The sequence below is a fragment of the Streptomyces sp. NBC_01549 genome, assembly GCF_026339955.1.
Taxonomy (GTDB): domain Bacteria; phylum Actinomycetota; class Actinomycetes; order Streptomycetales; family Streptomycetaceae; genus Streptomyces.
On sequence record NZ_JAPEPW010000003.1, the window covers coordinates 55,138 to 70,770 of the forward strand.

A 15,633-nucleotide genomic window follows, 5' to 3' on the forward strand; every position below is an offset into this window, starting at 1 on the left:
GGCGGTGACTTTCGGGCTGTGCTCCGTACTCGCCCTGTCCGCGTGCAGTTCGTCCGACAACGGCGACGAGGCGAAGCCCTCCTCGCCGACAACCGCTTCCGCGGCTGAGACGCCGACACCGTCGAGCACAGACCCCGAGGCTGCGGCCAAGGATGAACTCCTGGCCGCGTACCAGCAGTACCTCAATGAGGTCACCAAGTCGTACTCGCAGGCCGGCACTGAAGGCACGGATATCAAGAAGTACGCCACCGGGGCCGCGCTGGCCACGGTGCAAAGCGAGACGAAGGCGATGCAGAAGGCCGGTCAGGTCACCACCGGCAAGCCCGGGAGCACGCCCGAGGTCACCGCCATCAACCTCGGCCGCAAGGTTCCCAATGCGACCATCACCGACTGCATGGACGTCTCCCAGTGGAAGCTCATCGACCAAAAGACCAAGAACGTAGTCGAGCTGCCCAAGGAGCGCCTCACCAAGTACGTCGACATCATCAGAGTGGAGAAGTGGGGGAAGCAGTGGGTCGTCCTCAAGGAGACACCGCAGGAGCGCAAGTGCTGAGACGGTTAGCAGCCACGGCAGGGTCTGCTCTCCTGCTCCTCGGATCAGCGCACGCCACGGCCCGCGCGGCGGATGACCCGCATGTCGGCGCAGGCGAGTGCGAGATCGTGCGGTTCTGCGTGAACGTCCACACCGATCCCAAGCCGGGCAGCCAGGGGAATACCTCTGGGAAGCCGGCCAAGGGCGGCAAGGGCATACCTGCTGCGGCGCAGCCTTGCACCGTCAGCAAGTTAGACCCCCAGCCCCCGGCCGGAAGTGCGCTGTGGGAGGGGCACGACCCCAGCGAGGGGGCGATCTATGTGCGAGTCTGTCCCGCCCTGCAGGCTGCCGCGGGCGTCGCCGGCGTCGGCACGGCGATCGCTGGACCGCAGGTCTTCTGGGCCGCTCAAGCACCCGCCGCCAACGTGGATCCTGCACAGCTGGCTCAGGAGGCCCTGGACAAGATGACGCTCCTCGGCCCGGACATCGGGATCACCCCGAAGCCCGGTGGCAAGGGCGTGGTCGGCATGCCGGTGTACATGTGGACGGCCCGGACCGCCGAGACGTATGGCCCCAACAGCGCCTCCGCCTCCGCGGGAGGAGTCACCGTCACCGCGACCGCGAAGGTCAAGCGGATCGTCTGGGACATGGGCGACGGCAACACCGTCACCTGCACCACTGCCGGCACCCCGTACAAGGCTGCGTTCGGGAAGAAGGCCTCACCGGACTGCGGATACCGCTACGACGAGCCCTCCTCCACACAGGCGGGCGGCCGCTACCACGTGACCGCCACCTCGACCTGGCAAGTCGACTGGCAGGTCAACGGCGGAGGCGAGACCGGACAGCTCGCTGCGACCCGAACCAACGCTGTGGACATCGATGTCGCCGAAGTTCAGGTCCTCAATTAACCGGCCCGCACCCCGAACTCCCTGAAAGGCCCCAGCCTGTCATGGAAACTCCCGCCGCGCCGACGGTGCCGCGTCCGCAGGGCCCGGCTCGGCCCGCGATCCCCATCACGACCACCCCGCCGGTCAAGCGGCAACGCCGCTGGTCCGTGGCCGCGCTGTGCATCGTGCTTGCGGTCGTCGCTGCGCTCGGGGCGGCCGCCGCCGTCAACTCGGCCAGCGACCGCACCCGGGTGCTGGCCGTGGCACGGGACGTACCGGCAGGCCGCGCTCTGACGGACTCCGACCTCGCGGTCGCTGAGGTGTCGGCGGACTCCGCGCTCACCCCCATCCCCGCATCACAGAAGGCCAGCGTGCTGGGTAGGCGGTCGGCCGTCGACCTGCGCAAGGGCGGGCTCCTGCTGACCTCTCAACTGGGCGCCGGTACGGGGCTGGGTGACAACCAGGAGCAGGTCGGCGTGCAGATCAAGCGCGGCATGGCGCCCTCGGGGACGCTCGCCCCTGGCGACAAGGTCCGCGCGGTGACCACCCCCGCCCAGGGCGACGAGCCCGCGAAGAAGGGCACCGTCCCGGAGACCATCGACGCCACCGTCGTCTCCGTCTCCCGCCCGGACGCCACCGGCACCGTGGTCGTCAACCTCGCGGTTGCCCCCGACGACGGGCCGGTCCTGGCTAGCCGCGCCGCCCTGGGCCGTATCGCGCTGGTCCGTGAACCGCGGAGCAACTGACATGCCCGTCACCTGTATCGCCTCTGCGAAGTCCTGTGGCGTCACCACCGCGGCGCTCGCTCTCACGCTGGCCTCCAGCCGTCCGTCCCTGCTCGCGGAGTGTGACCCGGCCGGCGGCACCATCCGGGCCGGGCTGCTGCAGGGCCAGATCAGTGCCGGATACGGGCTCTACCACCTGGCGGCTGCCGACCGCGTCGGACCGGTCGAGTTGGCCCAGGCGTTCGCGTCGCACCTGTGGCCGCTGGACGGCCAGGCCGGCCACCGCAAGGTGCTGCCCGGGCTGACTGATCCGGCCCAGGCCGGAGCCCTGAGCCGGACCTGGCCGGCTCTCGCCGACGTCCTGCACGTTATGGCCGACTCTGCCGGCCACGACGTGTTCGTCGACGCAGGGCGCCTGGCCCTGGAATCCGGGCACCTGCACCCCACTCTCACCCCGGCGCCGCTCCTGCACCGAGCCGACCTCGTGCTGCTTGCCGTCCGTGGCACCGAGCAGGGCCTCACCCTGGCCCGCCACCTGATGCGGCCCCTGCGCGCCGAACTCGACGAGCACGGTTCCGGATCCGACGCGCTCGGCCTGCTCCTCATCGAGGACGGCCCGTACCGCTCGCACCAGGTCGCCGAGGCCCTCGAGGCCCCAGTACTGGCGTCGTTGCCGTGGGCCCCGGAGACTGCCGCCTACCTCACCACCGGGGGGAAGCCGCCGCGCGGCTTCGCCCGCAGCCCGCTCCTGCGCTACGCCCGCACCGCCACCGAGCAGTTCGAGGCGCTCGCCGCACGCCGCCAGATTCAGCAGCACTACCCCAGCGCACCGTCCCACCCGCAGCTCGCGGGCCTCCTGGACCGGCTGGCCCAGCGAGGAGGCGGCCGTGGCTGACACGCACCAGCGCGCCGACGTCAACGGGCAGATCCCCCCGCCGATGGGCCGCGACGACATCGCCCATCTGCTCACCGGCAAGCTCGGCGAACGGCGGCCCGCCCCGCCCACCGCCCCAACGGCAGCTGCGCCACCCGCGGTGCCCGGCGGCACCGTCAGTCCCACGGCCGTTCCCCGACTGGCCGGACTGCCGACGGAACTCCTGCCGGTCGGCTGGGAGGTCATCGAAGCCCTGCAGGCCGACGTGTCCGCCGAGCTGAGCAAGAAGGACCCCGAGCGCACCCTGGCCGAGCCGGACCGGCGTGCCCTGGCCCGCTCGCTCGCCAGCACCGCCGTCGCCGACTGGGCCACCAAATACGCGCAGGGCAACACCCCGCTGACCCAGGACGAGGAAGGCCGCATCGCCACCGCGGTCTACGACGCCATGTTCCGCGGCGGACGCCTGCAGTCCCTCCTCGACGAGGACGGCGTCGAAGACGTCATGGTCGACGGTTTGACCGCGCACGTGGAGTACTACGACCGCCCGCGGCGCACGATCGACAAGGTCGCCGACTCCCACGACGAGCTGATCACGTGGGTCAACCGGATGGCACGCCAGTCCGGCCAGGGTGAGCGTGCCCTGACGCAGGCGACGCCGATGGTCGGCTTCCGGATGCCCGACGGCTCCCGTGTCACCGCGAGCCTGCTCACCAGCCGCCCCTCGGTCGTCATCCGCAAGCACCGCATCCGCCAGCACGGCATCGGTGAGCTCGTGCAGTGGCAGTCGATCAACCCGCTGCTGGAGCGGTTCCTCACGGCGTGTGTCCAGGCGCGGATGAACGTCCTCGTGGTCGGCGACATGGGCGCCGGCAAGACCAGCCTGCTGCGCGCCCTGGGCCGGGAAATCCCGCCCGCTGAACGGCTGGTGACCCTCGAATCCGACCGCGAGCTCTACCTGGACGAGCCCGGCCCGAAGCCCGGCCCGGTGACTTTCGCCTTCGAAGCGCGCCAGTCCAACGGTGAACGCAGCACGGGTGACCGCCTCGCCGGGGAGGTCAGCATCGCGGACATGTTCGCGACGGCGCTGCGCTACAACGCCACCCGCGTGATCGTCGGCGAGGTCCGCTCCACCGAGATCGTCCCGATGCTGCAGGCGATGTCCGCCGGTGGGTCCGGGTCGATGTGCACCATGCACGTGCGCCGTCCGCACGCCATCGTGTCCCGCCTGGTGCAGCTGTGCACGGAGGCCGGCATGGCCACCGAGGCCGCCCACCACCTCATCGCCTCCGCCATCGACGTCGTCGTCTACCTGACCTACCTCGACGAAACCGGCGTCGGCGGCCGCAAGCACCGCTTCGTCTCCCACATCTACGAGATCCACGACGTCGTCGGCGAGGCCGGACGGCCCACCACCACCGAGCTGTTCGCCCCGGGCGGCGGCGACCCGCGCGCGATCTACCAGAACATGCCGTCCTTCATCGACGAACTGGAGCGCACCGGCCTGATCGCCCGCACATGGCTTGCCGAGAACCCGCACGGCTGGTGGGGAGAGCCCCTGCAGACGGTGGGACGACGATGAGCGACCGCCGCCCCGCGCCGTACCGGATCACGCCGCCCCGGAGGGACCAGTGACCACGTCTCAGCTCGCCCTGGTCGCGGCCTGCTGCGCCGTGCTGGCCGTCATCGCCGCGCTCGCCACCGCCCGCGAACTCCGCGGCCGCATCCCCGACCCCGTCAAACCGCCCTCCCGCATCGCCGCCCGGATGCGCCGCGCCAAGGCCGAACTGCCCGAGAGCTGGCAGCGCCGCTGGCGCCACCTCGTCATCACAGCCGCCGTCGTCACCCTGCTGGTATGGGCGTATACGGGCTGGCCCGTGCACGGCCTGCTCGCCGGCGCCGCCATCCTGGGCCTGCCCTTCGTACTGCACCCCGGCGGCGCCGCACAGGCCCGCATCGAACGCCTCGAAGCGCTCGCCCAGTGGCTCAACCACCTCGCGGGCGTACACACGGCGGGTATCTCGCTGACCCAGACCGTGCGGGCCTCCGCGAAGAACGCCCCCGGCCCGATCGCGGGCAACGTGCAACGCTTGGCCGACCGGCTGCGCACCGGCATGGACGCCCATCTCGCGTTCGCGATGTTCGCGGACGAGCTCGCCGACGGCGTCTCCGACCACGTCGTCCTCCTCTTCCAGAGCCACGCCGTCTACAAGGGCCCCGGCCTGGCCGACGCCCTCGAAGCGCTCGCGGTGACCATCCACCAGCAGGCCGCCGACGCCCGCGACGTCGAAGCCGACCGCGCCTCCGTCCGCAAGTCCTCCCGCCAGGTCTCCCTGGTCATCTGCATCGTCGTCCTGGGCTGCATGCTGAACAACGCCTGGTCCGGCTGGTACGCCAGCCCGGTCGGACAGGTCGCGCTGATTGTCCTGGGCGGCCTGTTCGCGTGGACGCTGTCGTGGCTGCGCCGCATCGCCCGCACGAAGCCCGACCCACGCCTGCTCGACCCGCTGCCCTCCCACCTGGCCATCCTGGAAGGGGAGACCCGATGATCCCCATGAACGCGGTGCTGCCCGCAGCCGCGGCCGGCGTGATGATCGGCCTCGCCGTCCGCGCCGCCCTGCCTACCAAACCGGACCTGGCCAGCGTCCTGGACCGCCTCGACGCCGCCCACTTCACCAACGCCATGCCCGTCGCCGCGCCACCCGGCGCGCGCGGCGTGCCGGAACGCGTCGGCGCCCGGCTGCTCGACGAGTTCGGCGTCCGTATCCGCCTGCCGCTCAGCGACCTCAGACTGCTGCGGATCTCCCCGGCCGAACACCTCGGCAAGCGCGTCCTGTTCGCCCTGTACGGTCTGCTCGCCCCCCAGCTGCTGCAGGCGATGCTCGCCTTCGCCGGCACCCCGTTCCCGTTCGCCATCCCCGCCGGCGTCTCGCTCCTGCTCGGTGCGCTGTTCTGGTTCAGTCCCGGGCAGGACGTCAAACGCGAGGCGGCCGCCGCCCGGCTTATCGTGCGGCATGCCGCCGCCTCCTACCTCGAGCGCGTCGCGCTGGCCCGCGTCGCCAACAGCGGCGCCGGGCAAGCGCTGACCCAGACCGCCGAGGTCGGCGACGGCTGGATCTTCCAGCGGATGCGCCAGGTCTTCGACCACGCCGAGCTCGCCGGCGTCACCCCGTGGGACGCCCTCAAGCAGCTCGGCGAGGAACTCGACATCCCCGAACTGACCCGGCCCGCCGACACCCTGGCCCTGGCCGGAGACGGCGCCGCCGTCTACACCACCCTGCAGTCCCAGGCCCGCCAGCTGCGCATCGCACTGCTGTCCGACGCCAAAGCACAGGCCAACGAGGCCTCCGCGGCAATGGTCCTCCCGGTCACCCTCGCCGTGATCCTCATGCTCGCCTTCGTCATGATCCCGATCGTCAACACGATCCTCGCCAGCTGAGCTGGCGCCCGAAAGGAAACGGTCCCCATGGACATCCAGCTCCTCACCGTATGGATCCGCGCCCGCGCCGAGCAGCTGCGCACCGCTCGTGACAGAGGTGCCACCAGCACCGAACTCGCCGTCCTCGCCGGCGCCCTGCTCGTCGGCGCGGGCCTGCTCGTCACAGCCATCCGCGCCAAACTCCTGGAGAAGATCGGCATCATCGACGGCGGCTGAGGACAACCACACGCGCCCGGACACCACACCGACGACGATCGAGGGGGAAACGGTGGCACGCCGATCACGGCACCTCGAGGCCATCCGCGCACGCATCCGCCGCAGGGACGACGGCGTGCTGGGCCTCGAACTGGCCACCCTGGCCCTGGTGGTGCTGATGCTGGCCTTCACCACTATCCAGGTCGGCCTGTACTACCACGCCCGCAAGGTCGCCCAGTCCGCGGCACGGCAAGGCGTGGACGCCGGACGGTCGTTCGGCGCCAGCGAAGGCGACGGTCTCGCGCAGGCCCAGGAGTACCTCGCCCGGTTCGGCGGCTCCGTGAAAGACGCCCAGGTCTCGGCAGACGGCAGCACCGCCCAGCAGATCCGCATCACCGTCACCGGCGACGTCGCCACCCTGGTACCCGGCCTCACGCTGCACGTCACCCAGCACGTTGACGGACCAATCGAACGCTGGACCAACCCGTGACGCGCCCCCGCCTGCTCCGATGGCGGCGCCAGGACCGGGGCAGCTACGCACTGGAGACCGCGGTCCTCGCCCCCGTCCTGATCATCATCCTCGGCCTCATGATCGCCTTCGGCCGGGTCACTGATGCGAAGGGCGCGGTCGACGCCGCCGCCCACGCGGCAGCCCGTGCCGCCTCCCTCGAGCGCGACGCCGGCACCGCGCAGAGCGCAGCCCAGGAAGCGGTCACCCGCAGCCTCGACGGCGATGGCGTCACCTGCCAGACCTCGAGCGTTGCCATCGACACCTCCGGCTACGCCACCGACGTCGGCGAAGCCGCCACCGTCACCGCGACGATCTCGTGCACCGCGAACCTGTCCGACATCGGTGTGCCCGGCCTGCCCGGAGCCAAGACGATCACCGCGTCCTGGACCAGCCCGATCGACACCTACAGGGCCCGCTAATGATCTTGATTGCTGTGCTGAGGAGCCGTCTCGCCGCGCTCCGTGCGCGCCGCGACGACGGCTCGATGTCGCTGTTCTTCGCCGTGACCACCGTGGGACTGCTGATGGTCATGGGCCTGCTCGTCGACGGCGGCGGAGCACTCAACGCCTCCAACCGCGCAGAATCCCTCGCCCAGGAAGCCGCCCGCACCGCCGGACAGCAACTCGACCCCGCCCAGGCGATCGAAGGCACCGCCATCACCATCGACCCGGACGCCGCCCAGGCCGCCGCCCAGGACTACCTCGCCGCCGCCGGCGTACAAGGCGACGTCCAGATCACCGACGACGGACAGACCATGACGGTCACCGTCCACGACACCTACAACACCTACTTCGCGCAGCTGATCGGCAAGGGAACCATCAACGTGACCGGCACCGCGACCGCACACCTGCAGACCCAGGCTGGAGGCTGAGCCCCACCATGGCCCACCGAACCCCCGCACCCTTGCGCACCGTTGGCATCCTGGTGCGCGCGCTGCTCGGCCTCGCCCTCCTCATCGCCCTGCTCGCCGGTACCCCGTACGTTCTGCTGCTCGTCGGCACTCAGCCCACCGACCTGTCCGGCGGCATCGACGTCCTGCTCCGCCCGGACGACGGCACCCTCTTCTTCACCGCCATCACCTGCATCGGCTGGGTGGCCTGGGCCGCGTTCTCTCTCTCGGTCGTCCTGGAGATCGTCGCCGTCACGCGGCGCCGCTCCGCCCCGCGCCTGCGCGGCCTCGGCGGCCTGCAGTCCATGGCCTCGTTCCTCGTCGGCGGGATCGTGCTGCTCGCCCCGACCGCCGCCTCCGCGGCGACCTCGGCGCCCGCCCACGCGGTGACCGCCACCCAGACCGCCGGCGACAGCAGCCCCAGCGCCTCGTCCGCCACGCCCGGGTCGCCCGATCACACCAATGTCCCGACGCACACGGTCACTTCGTCCACGGAGCTGCCATGGGACCTGGCGGAGAAGTACCTCGGCAGCGGACAGCGGTGGCAGGACATCGCCGCCCTCAACCCCGACATTCCAGGCCTCGCCGCCGGCGACCAGTACCTGCCGAAGGGCGCGGTCATCACGCTGCCCTCCGATGCCGTCCCTGCCACACCAGCCGTCAGCCCAGCCAGCGCGCAGGCGGGAGGCGCCCGGACACAGCTGAATGGGAGTGCTCCGGATGCCGACGGTGAGCGCGGGGCGACCGTCACGGTGCAGCCCGGCGACTATCTGTCGGAGATCGCCCAGAAGGAGCTCGGCGACGGTGCCAAGTGGCCGAAGCTGTTCGAAGCCAGCCGGGGCAAACCGCAGCCGCACGGCCTGCCAGAGATCACCAACCCGGATGTGATCTACCCGGGGCAGCAGGTCACCGTGCCCAGCGCACAGGCCGAGCGGCACGACAAGCCCGCCGAGGGCGAGAGCAGCGACACGGCGAGCAGCCGGCCGCACACCCGGCCGAGCACCAGCGCTCCCCGCAGCGGGCACAAGCCCGGCGACGACCACACAGACACGCAGGCTCCCGCGCCAGGCCAGTCCACCTCGCCCGCACCACAGACGTCCTCGCCCAGCACACCGTCCAGCCGTCCCACCCACCAGCCCGGCCAGGAGCAGGGGGCCGGATCCGCGGCCCCCCGCCCCAGCGCGAGCACCTCCGCAACGGCATCCGCCGAACCGCCCGCATCCGATGCCCCCTCCCCCACGGCTACGGCAACCCAGGAACCCGCCGCATCCCCGGCAAGCGGCACACTGCAACTGCGTACCGTCCTCGGCGCCGGCGCTCTCCTGGCGGCCGCGGTCACCGGGGCGCTCGCGCTGCGCCGGCTGCTGCAGCGCCGTCGCCGCAAGCCGGGCGAGAAGATCGCGATCGCGTCCGAGATCTCCCCAGCGGAGGCGCAGTTGGCGGCCGCCGCCGAGCCGGGCGGCGCCGCCCGCCTGGACGTAGCCCTGCGGACCCTGGCTCACCAGGCAGCCCAGGACGGCGACGGCGAGCTGCCTCAGCTGCGGGCCGCGCGGATCGGCGCCCGCACGCTCGAGGTGCTGCCCGAAGACCTGGCCCACGAGCCGCAGGCGCCCTTCGTGTCCGGGCAAAGCGGCTGGTGGGTCCTGCCCGCCGACGCGCCCCTCCTGGACGAGGAAGCTGCCCGCGAGGTGCCGGCGCCGTATCCGACGCTGGTCACGATCGGCAGTACCGAGGCCGGTGACCTCCTGCTGCTCAATCTCACCCAGGTGCCCGCCGTGCTGCTGGACGGCAACCCGGTCCACATCACCGAGGTGTGCACCTCCCTCGCCCTGGAGCTCGGGATGAGCCCGTGGGCGAGCGACGTCGAGGTCGTCACCATCGGGTTCGGCGAGGACCTGCCGCAACTGCTGCCCACCGCACGGATCGCCCACATGCGGCAGGCCACGCACGCACTGCGGGACTTGAGCGAACGGCTCCTGGAAGCACACCAGATGCCAGAAACCCAGCATCAGCCTTACCTGCTGCTGTGCGCGTCCGTTCTAGACGCGGACCTTGCCTGGGAATTCGCCGACGTCATCGACAAGGCCGGAACAGTTCCCGTCACCTTGGTGGCCCCGGCGAGTACGGCAGCCGCACACTTCCCCGAAGCTGAGATCCTCAACGCTTCACACAACGAGCCGCAGCAGCTCGACTATGCCGGCACTGAGATCACCATTCAGCGTCTCGAGCATGCCGCCTACCTGGAGATCACCACCGCGCTGAAAGTGTCCGGACAGCCGCCCCATCCGGCCGAGGGGCCCTGGCAGGAGGTCCCGGACGAGCCCGACAGCAGGCATCAGCCCCAGCGTCTCGCGCCGGAGAGAACGACCGCGCCCACGACGGACGCTCCTACGAGCCCCTCGCGGGCAGCGGACGTGAGCACCGAGATCTTCCCGGCCCTGCTCGCCGCTTCCACCGATCCGGCCGGACTGTGCCTGCTGCCCACCTCCGAGGCGCCAGCCGAGGCAGAAGAAGACCCTGCCCAGGAAGACCCCGGCACCGAAGCGACGACGGGTCCCACCCCAGCGGCCCCGGAGACGGACGGGGGCGAGAACTCCGGCGAGGAAGGCGCGGCGCAGGAGGTTGAGGAGTGCGAGGCGCACGACCTGCACGCGCCGGAGATCCGGATCCTGGGCCCGGTCGAGGTGACGGGCGTGGACAGCACCGGCCACGGCCCGCGGATCGCGCAGCTCGCCGCGCTGCTGTACTTCCGGCCCGGGCGCAGCGCGGACATTCTGTGCTCGGACATGGACCCCGTCAGCCCCTGGTCGGCGAGCACCCTCAATGCCCGGCTGCAGGGACTGCGCCGCTCCCTGGGCAGCGACCCCGCCGGCAACCCCTACGTTCCCCGCCGCAAGTCCGGCGAGGACCCCTACCGGCTCTCCCCCGGCGTGCGCTGCGACTGGACCCGCTTCCGGCAACTCGTCGAACGTGCCCTGCCGCTGGGCCCGGCCGGCCTGACCGATCTGGAGAAGGCGCTCACTCTGGTCCGGGGCCGGCCGTTCGGCGGCAAGCCCCTGCCCTGGGCCGAGCCCTACCAGCAGGAAATGATCACGCGGATCATCGATGTCGCGCACACCGTGGCCACCTACCGCACCCCCGCGGGCCCGCACCACGACCTCACCGCGGCCCGCCAGGCCGTCGTGACCGGTCTCGACGTCGACGACACCGCGGAGCTGTTGTATCGGGACTATCTCCGGATCGAGAGCGCGGCCGGGAACCGGCAGGGGCTGCACACCGCCATCACCCGAGTCCAACAGGTCAACCGGGCCTTGGACTGCTCACTGGAGATCGAGACCGAGCAACTCATCAACGACCTCCTGAGCACCAACGACAGACAGGCCCCGGCCCAGTGATCCACCTCCAGCAGATCAGTCACTGCGGACCGTCCCGAGAACGAGCGTTCGCCCCGCCCCACGGCACGGTTCAGCGCGCATGCATGACGGCGATTCAGATACGAGGTCTTTGATGGAGAAAGACCAGCAGCGCGGGACAGCAGGAAGCACGACGCCAGCAGCAAAGCTTGGCCGGGCACACCGCATCTTGATCGGTGTGGTCGTCGCCGGTGCGCTCGTCATCGCGGGTATCGGCTTCGCGGGTTCCTACGCGGCTGTGCGCGAGCTGGCCCTCAAGAAGGGCTTCGGGAACTTCGCGTACGTCTTCCCGATAGGCATCGACGCGGGTATCTGCGTCCTGCTCGCCCTGGACCTCCTGCTGACCTGGATCCGCATCCCCTTCCCGCTGCTGCGCCAGACGGCGTGGCTGCTGACGGTCGCGACGATCGCCTTCAACGGCGCGGCAGCCTGGCCCAACCCGCTGGGCGTCGGCATGCACGCCGTCATACCGATCCTCTTCGTGGTCTCCGTCGAGGCGGCCCGGCACGCGATCGGCCGGATCGCGGACATCACCGCCGACAAGCACATGGAAGGCGTCCGCCTCACCCGCTGGCTGCTCTCCCCGCTCCCCACCTTCCTCCTGTGGCGCCGTATGAAGCTGTGGGAGCTGCGCTCCTACGAGCAGGTCATCAAGCTGGAGCAGGAACGTCTCGTCTACCAGGCCCGCCTGCGCTCCCGCTTCGGCCGCGCCTGGCGCCGCAAGGCCCCGGTGGAATCGTTGATGCCGCTGCGCCTGGCCCGCTACGGCGTCCCGCTCGCCGAGACCGCCCCCTCCGGCCTGGCTGCGGCGGGCATAGAGGCCGCTCTCCTGTCCCCGCTCACCGTCGAGCAGGGTCCCGCCGCAGTGCAGGCGGACGCCCTGGCACCCAAGGCCCGAACAGCCGGCCGGGGACAGCCGCCGGAGCCGGTGAGCACGGAGGCACAGCGTGTCATGCAGGCCCAGCCGGTGGGCGGCGGGCAGCCTCGTGAGCAGGCGTCCACCGACCACGCCGACGGACGCTTCGCCGAGGCCTACCAGTTGTGGCGCTCTCAGTTCCAGACTGAGCCCACAGCCGCCCAGTTCGCTTCCTTCCTCCGAGACGAGTTCGGTATCTCTACCGCGGCCGGTGGTCCGCTCACTGATGACCAATTGCTGCCCCTGCTCAGGGTCTTCCAGCAGCACTACACCTCACCGGCCGAAACCCCTCCCCCTCCGGGCGACACGGAACCGGCCGCAGCAGACGAGTCGTGGGACGGGTTCTTCTACAGTGCCTGGCTCACGTACGCGCACCAGCACGGCCAGTACCCCGACGCAGCCGCCCTCGCGGCATACGTATTCCAGCGAGACGGCATCACCGCAGCCGACGGCCAGCCCCTCACCGGCGAGGACCTGGAAGGCTTCGTCGCGGCCTTCCAGGAGCGCGAGTCCGGCGACGGTGAACCGCAGGGCGAAGAGACGGACCATGAAGCCGGCGCACAGACACCTCCAGCACCCGCCCCGGCCGAGACTGACACCCAGCAGACACCCGCCATTGTCGGAGCACAGGCTGCGAAGGGGAAACAAGGCCCCCGGGTAAACGCTGCTATCACCGATGAGGAGACCGCGCCCGCGGAGGCGAACAAGGAAAGCGACCTCACCACCGTCGACCGCTACTACCTCGCGTGGGTGGAGCACCACAAACAGCGCGGCACCGAGCCCACAGACAAGCAACTGTCTGCCTACCTCGACGAGAAGGGTGTGCAGGGCCGCGGCGGGAAGCCGATCAGCCCGTCCACGCTGCGCAGATACCTCCTGTCCTTCCGTGCCTACGGCGTCTGGGCCGAGCACCGGATACGCAATGAGGCCCCCCTGGCCGACGCCGTTGCGCAGGACTGCGCAACACGCGGGATCACCGCCCAGTACAACAACCCCATCACCGCTACCGACATTACGAAGCAGACCCACGACTTTGAACGCCGCTGGAAAGCTCTCGCCCGACACCGTGCCGATACCCAAAGCTGATGCCCACTCGACGCGCGCCTTGCTCATCAGCTGCCCCATAGGGAAGGCGATCACCGAGAATCCCTGATCGGCTGCTGGGAGTCGTTTCTCTGTGCCCGGATACGCTGCCGCCATGATTCGTGCAGTGGTGTTCGATGTCGGTGAGTGTTTGGTGGACGAGACCCGCGAGTATGGCACCTGGGCCGACTGGCTCGGCGTTCCCCGACATACCTTTCATGCCATGTTCGGCGCGGTCATCGCGCAAGGCCGCGACTACCGAGAGGTCTTCCAGGAGTTCCGACCCGGTTTCGACTTGTCTGAGGAGCGCGAGCTTCGGGCGGCCGCCGGTCAGCCGGAGGCGTTCGATGAGCGGGACCTGTACGAGGACGTCCGGCCAACGTTCAGGCAACTACGGGCGGACGGCCTGTGGCTGGGCATTGCAGGCAACCAGACAATCCGTGCCGGAAAGCTCCTACGCGAGCTGTTCGCGGAGGACGTCGACCTGATCGGCACCTCGGACGACTGGGACGCCAGCAAGCCAGCCCCCGAGTTCTTCCAGCGCGTTGCCGAGGCTGTCCCCTTCCGTAACGACGAGATCCTTTACGTCGGTGACCGCGTGGACAACGACCTGCGGCCGGCGGTCACGGCAGGCATGCACACCGCGCTGGTGCACCGCGGCCCATGGGCAACCATTCAGTGGCGGACCACGGAAGCCGAAAAACTCCCGGCTTTCAGGATCGAGAGTCTCCTTGAGCTGTCCGGGCTGATCATCAACTTCAACGAGTCAGCGCACTGACGGTCGTCGACCAGCCATACAGTCGGTCGTCCAGCTCTCGCACACACCGCTCGTTCTGGTGCGGCGCCAGCACGCGCCGCACCTCCCGCACCCGGTCCATTCCCATCGCATACCAGGTCCGTTCCAGCTGATCGAGTGCCCGTAGCGCGTACCTGCAGGCCTCCTCAGGCTGTCCGGCAGCGGCCTCTACCGCGGCCAAATCGCCGAGTACAACGGTGGTCTGCTTCTCCTCGCTCGGATCAAGTGTGCTGAGTACAGCGAGGAGGGTCTCGCGTGCTTGCGGCAGATGCCCGGCCTTCAGCTGCGTATTGCCCTTAAATGCAGCTAGTCGTACAGGACTGAACCAGTCCAGCCATGGAGGATTAGCGTGCTCGGAGTCCGCGGCTAAGACATCCTCAGCATGACCGATCAAATGCAGCGCGGGGCGCGTGTTGCCGCACCGGGTCTCGCACTCCGCCTCGACCGCGTCCAGCCAGGCAAGCAACCCCGCCGATGCAGACCCGCGCCGCGCGTACGTACGCGCAGCCACCATGCGCTCGACGGCCTCGTCGCGACGTCCGGCCCACGCCGGAATGAATGCCGTGTGAGCGAGCGCTGCGGCACCGAGGAGCGGGTCATCTGCCTCGCCCGCCGCCTGGAGAGCGCGCAGCAGCGTCTGGGTTGCGTGGTCCGGCTCGCGAAGGTCGAAGAACTCAATCCGGCCGGCGAGTAGGTACGTCTCGGCGAGCGCCGCGGCCACTCCCCGTCTGGTCTGTCCGGCCGTCTCGGACAGCAGGACCAAGCCCAGAGCGGCGTGGGCCATGGCTGAGGGATGCAGTGCGGCGGGGGCAACCGACCAGTACAAGCGCCGATGCGCGCGCGTCACCGCCTCGAAATCGGCCACCACGCTGGCCGGTTGCAGCACGGCGGCGGCTTGTGTCGGAACCGCAGCCAAGCCGACCGCAGCCGCTGCCGTCGCCAGTGCAGACCGGCGCCCTCGCCCAGGCGTCACGCCAGTTGGTGAGATGAATCCGAGCGCCTCGAGATCCTGGCCGAGCAAGCGCGAGAGTGCCTGTCCCACCTCTGGCTGCGGCCACGGCGGTGCCTCTGACTCCCAACGACGTACTTGACGTACTCCCACCCCGAGCGCGTCGGCGAGCGCCTGCTGGGACGGGTAACCTGCCGCCACCCGGGCGGACTTGAGCTGAATGTTGCCTGCGGGCCGTGACACTACACACCTCCGTCTTGCCTCAATCGACAGTGTTACAGCAGGCCCTGTTTCTTACTAGTCATCACCTACAAGGCTCATTAAAAGTCCCTTTCTCGACCGAGAAAAGACCTCTGAAAGTCCTCGGAATGGGACATCCGGAGGGCCACTCTTGACGCACCGTGATCCACGGCTACGGCGCGTATCG

General features: G+C 70.0%; 15 protein-coding genes. 14 read left to right on the plus strand and 1 reads right to left on the minus strand.

Annotated features, from left to right (window positions below; genetic code table 11):
* Positions 1-4 precede the first annotated feature (4 nt).
* From OG819_RS46450 to OG819_RS46515, 14 genes are all read left to right on the plus strand, one after another.
* Positions 5-553 carry a hypothetical protein gene (locus tag OG819_RS46450; protein ID WP_266655762.1) on the plus strand — a complete coding sequence of 183 codons (549 nt, stop codon included), beginning with the start codon at positions 5-7 and terminating at the stop codon, positions 551-553.
* Positions 547-1,440, plus strand: coding sequence for an ATP/GTP-binding protein (locus tag OG819_RS46455; protein WP_266655764.1), 894 nt, complete (start codon positions 547-549; stop codon positions 1,438-1,440). The genes OG819_RS46450 and OG819_RS46455 overlap by 7 nt, the downstream gene beginning before the upstream one ends.
* A 41-nt stretch (positions 1,441-1,481) precedes the next feature.
* Positions 1,482-2,165 (plus strand): SAF domain-containing protein, encoded by a 684-nt coding sequence (locus OG819_RS46460; RefSeq protein ID WP_266655766.1) that lies wholly within the window; start codon positions 1,482-1,484, stop codon positions 2,163-2,165.
* A gap of 1 nt (position 2,166) precedes the next feature.
* Entirely contained in the window at positions 2,167-3,039 is an 873-nt protein-coding gene (locus OG819_RS46465; RefSeq protein WP_266655767.1) for a hypothetical protein, read from the plus strand.
* Positions 3,032-4,597 (plus strand): CpaF/VirB11 family protein, encoded by a 1,566-nt coding sequence (locus OG819_RS46470; protein WP_266655768.1) that lies wholly within the window; start codon positions 3,032-3,034, stop codon positions 4,595-4,597. The genes OG819_RS46465 and OG819_RS46470 overlap by 8 nt, the downstream gene beginning before the upstream one ends.
* Positions 4,598-4,646: 49 nt before the next feature.
* Entirely contained in the window at positions 4,647-5,564 is a 918-nt protein-coding gene (locus OG819_RS46475) for a type II secretion system F family protein (RefSeq protein ID WP_266655770.1), read from the plus strand.
* Entirely contained in the window at positions 5,561-6,454 is an 894-nt protein-coding gene (locus tag OG819_RS46480; RefSeq protein ID WP_266655772.1) for a type II secretion system F family protein, read from the plus strand. The genes OG819_RS46475 and OG819_RS46480 overlap by 4 nt, the downstream gene beginning before the upstream one ends.
* A 27-nt stretch (positions 6,455-6,481) precedes the next feature.
* The gene (locus OG819_RS46485) at positions 6,482-6,670 is read left to right on the plus strand and encodes a hypothetical protein (RefSeq protein ID WP_060898280.1); all 189 of its coding nucleotides are present in this window, start codon (positions 6,482-6,484) and stop codon (positions 6,668-6,670) included.
* A gap of 52 nt (positions 6,671-6,722) precedes the next feature.
* The gene (locus OG819_RS46490; RefSeq protein WP_266655775.1) at positions 6,723-7,139 is read left to right on the plus strand and encodes a TadE/TadG family type IV pilus assembly protein; all 417 of its coding nucleotides are present in this window, start codon (positions 6,723-6,725) and stop codon (positions 7,137-7,139) included.
* Complete coding sequence (locus OG819_RS46495; protein ID WP_266639182.1) at positions 7,136-7,579, plus strand: TadE/TadG family type IV pilus assembly protein; 444 nt, start codon at positions 7,136-7,138, stop codon at positions 7,577-7,579. The genes OG819_RS46490 and OG819_RS46495 overlap by 4 nt, the downstream gene beginning before the upstream one ends.
* Positions 7,580-7,593: 14 nt before the next feature.
* Positions 7,594-8,031: a TadE/TadG family type IV pilus assembly protein gene (locus tag OG819_RS46500; RefSeq protein ID WP_266639184.1), complete on the plus strand. Its 438-nt coding sequence runs from the start codon at positions 7,594-7,596 to the stop codon at positions 8,029-8,031.
* A gap of 8 nt (positions 8,032-8,039) precedes the next feature.
* Complete coding sequence (locus tag OG819_RS46505) at positions 8,040-11,444, plus strand: LysM peptidoglycan-binding domain-containing protein (protein ID WP_266655777.1); 3,405 nt, start codon at positions 8,040-8,042, stop codon at positions 11,442-11,444.
* A gap of 112 nt (positions 11,445-11,556) precedes the next feature.
* The gene (locus OG819_RS46510) at positions 11,557-13,464 is read left to right on the plus strand and encodes a DUF2637 domain-containing protein (RefSeq protein ID WP_266655779.1); all 1,908 of its coding nucleotides are present in this window, start codon (positions 11,557-11,559) and stop codon (positions 13,462-13,464) included.
* Between the two features lie 112 nt (positions 13,465-13,576).
* Positions 13,577-14,239: an HAD family hydrolase gene (locus tag OG819_RS46515; RefSeq protein WP_266655781.1), complete on the plus strand. Its 663-nt coding sequence runs from the start codon at positions 13,577-13,579 to the stop codon at positions 14,237-14,239.
* On the opposite strand, the gene OG819_RS46520 is transcribed toward OG819_RS46515, so the two are convergent.
* Positions 14,220-15,449 carry a helix-turn-helix transcriptional regulator gene (locus OG819_RS46520; RefSeq protein ID WP_266655783.1) on the minus strand — a complete coding sequence of 410 codons (1,230 nt, stop codon included), beginning with the start codon at positions 15,447-15,449 and terminating at the stop codon, positions 14,220-14,222. The two genes, OG819_RS46515 and OG819_RS46520, sit on opposite strands and share 20 nt — an antisense overlap.
* Between the last annotated feature and the right edge of the window lie 184 nt (positions 15,450-15,633).

Excerpts from the sequence above, each read along its gene's own strand:
- OG819_RS46460 (WP_266655766.1), top strand. The coding sequence starts at position 1,482 with ATGGAAACTCCCGCCGCGCCGACGGTGCCGCGTCCGCAGGGCCCGGCT.
- OG819_RS46465 (WP_266655767.1), top strand. The coding sequence starts at position 2,167 with ATGCCCGTCACCTGTATCGCCTCTGCGAAGTCCTGTGGCGTCACCACC.
- OG819_RS46480 (WP_266655772.1), top strand. The coding sequence starts at position 5,561 with ATGATCCCCATGAACGCGGTGCTGCCCGCAGCCGCGGCCGGCGTGATG.
- OG819_RS46485 (WP_060898280.1), top strand. The coding sequence starts at position 6,482 with ATGGACATCCAGCTCCTCACCGTATGGATCCGCGCCCGCGCCGAGCAG.
- OG819_RS46505 (WP_266655777.1), top strand. The coding sequence starts at position 8,040 with ATGGCCCACCGAACCCCCGCACCCTTGCGCACCGTTGGCATCCTGGTG.
- OG819_RS46510 (WP_266655779.1), top strand. The coding sequence starts at position 11,557 with ATGGAGAAAGACCAGCAGCGCGGGACAGCAGGAAGCACGACGCCAGCA.
- OG819_RS46515 (WP_266655781.1), top strand. The coding sequence starts at position 13,577 with ATGATTCGTGCAGTGGTGTTCGATGTCGGTGAGTGTTTGGTGGACGAG.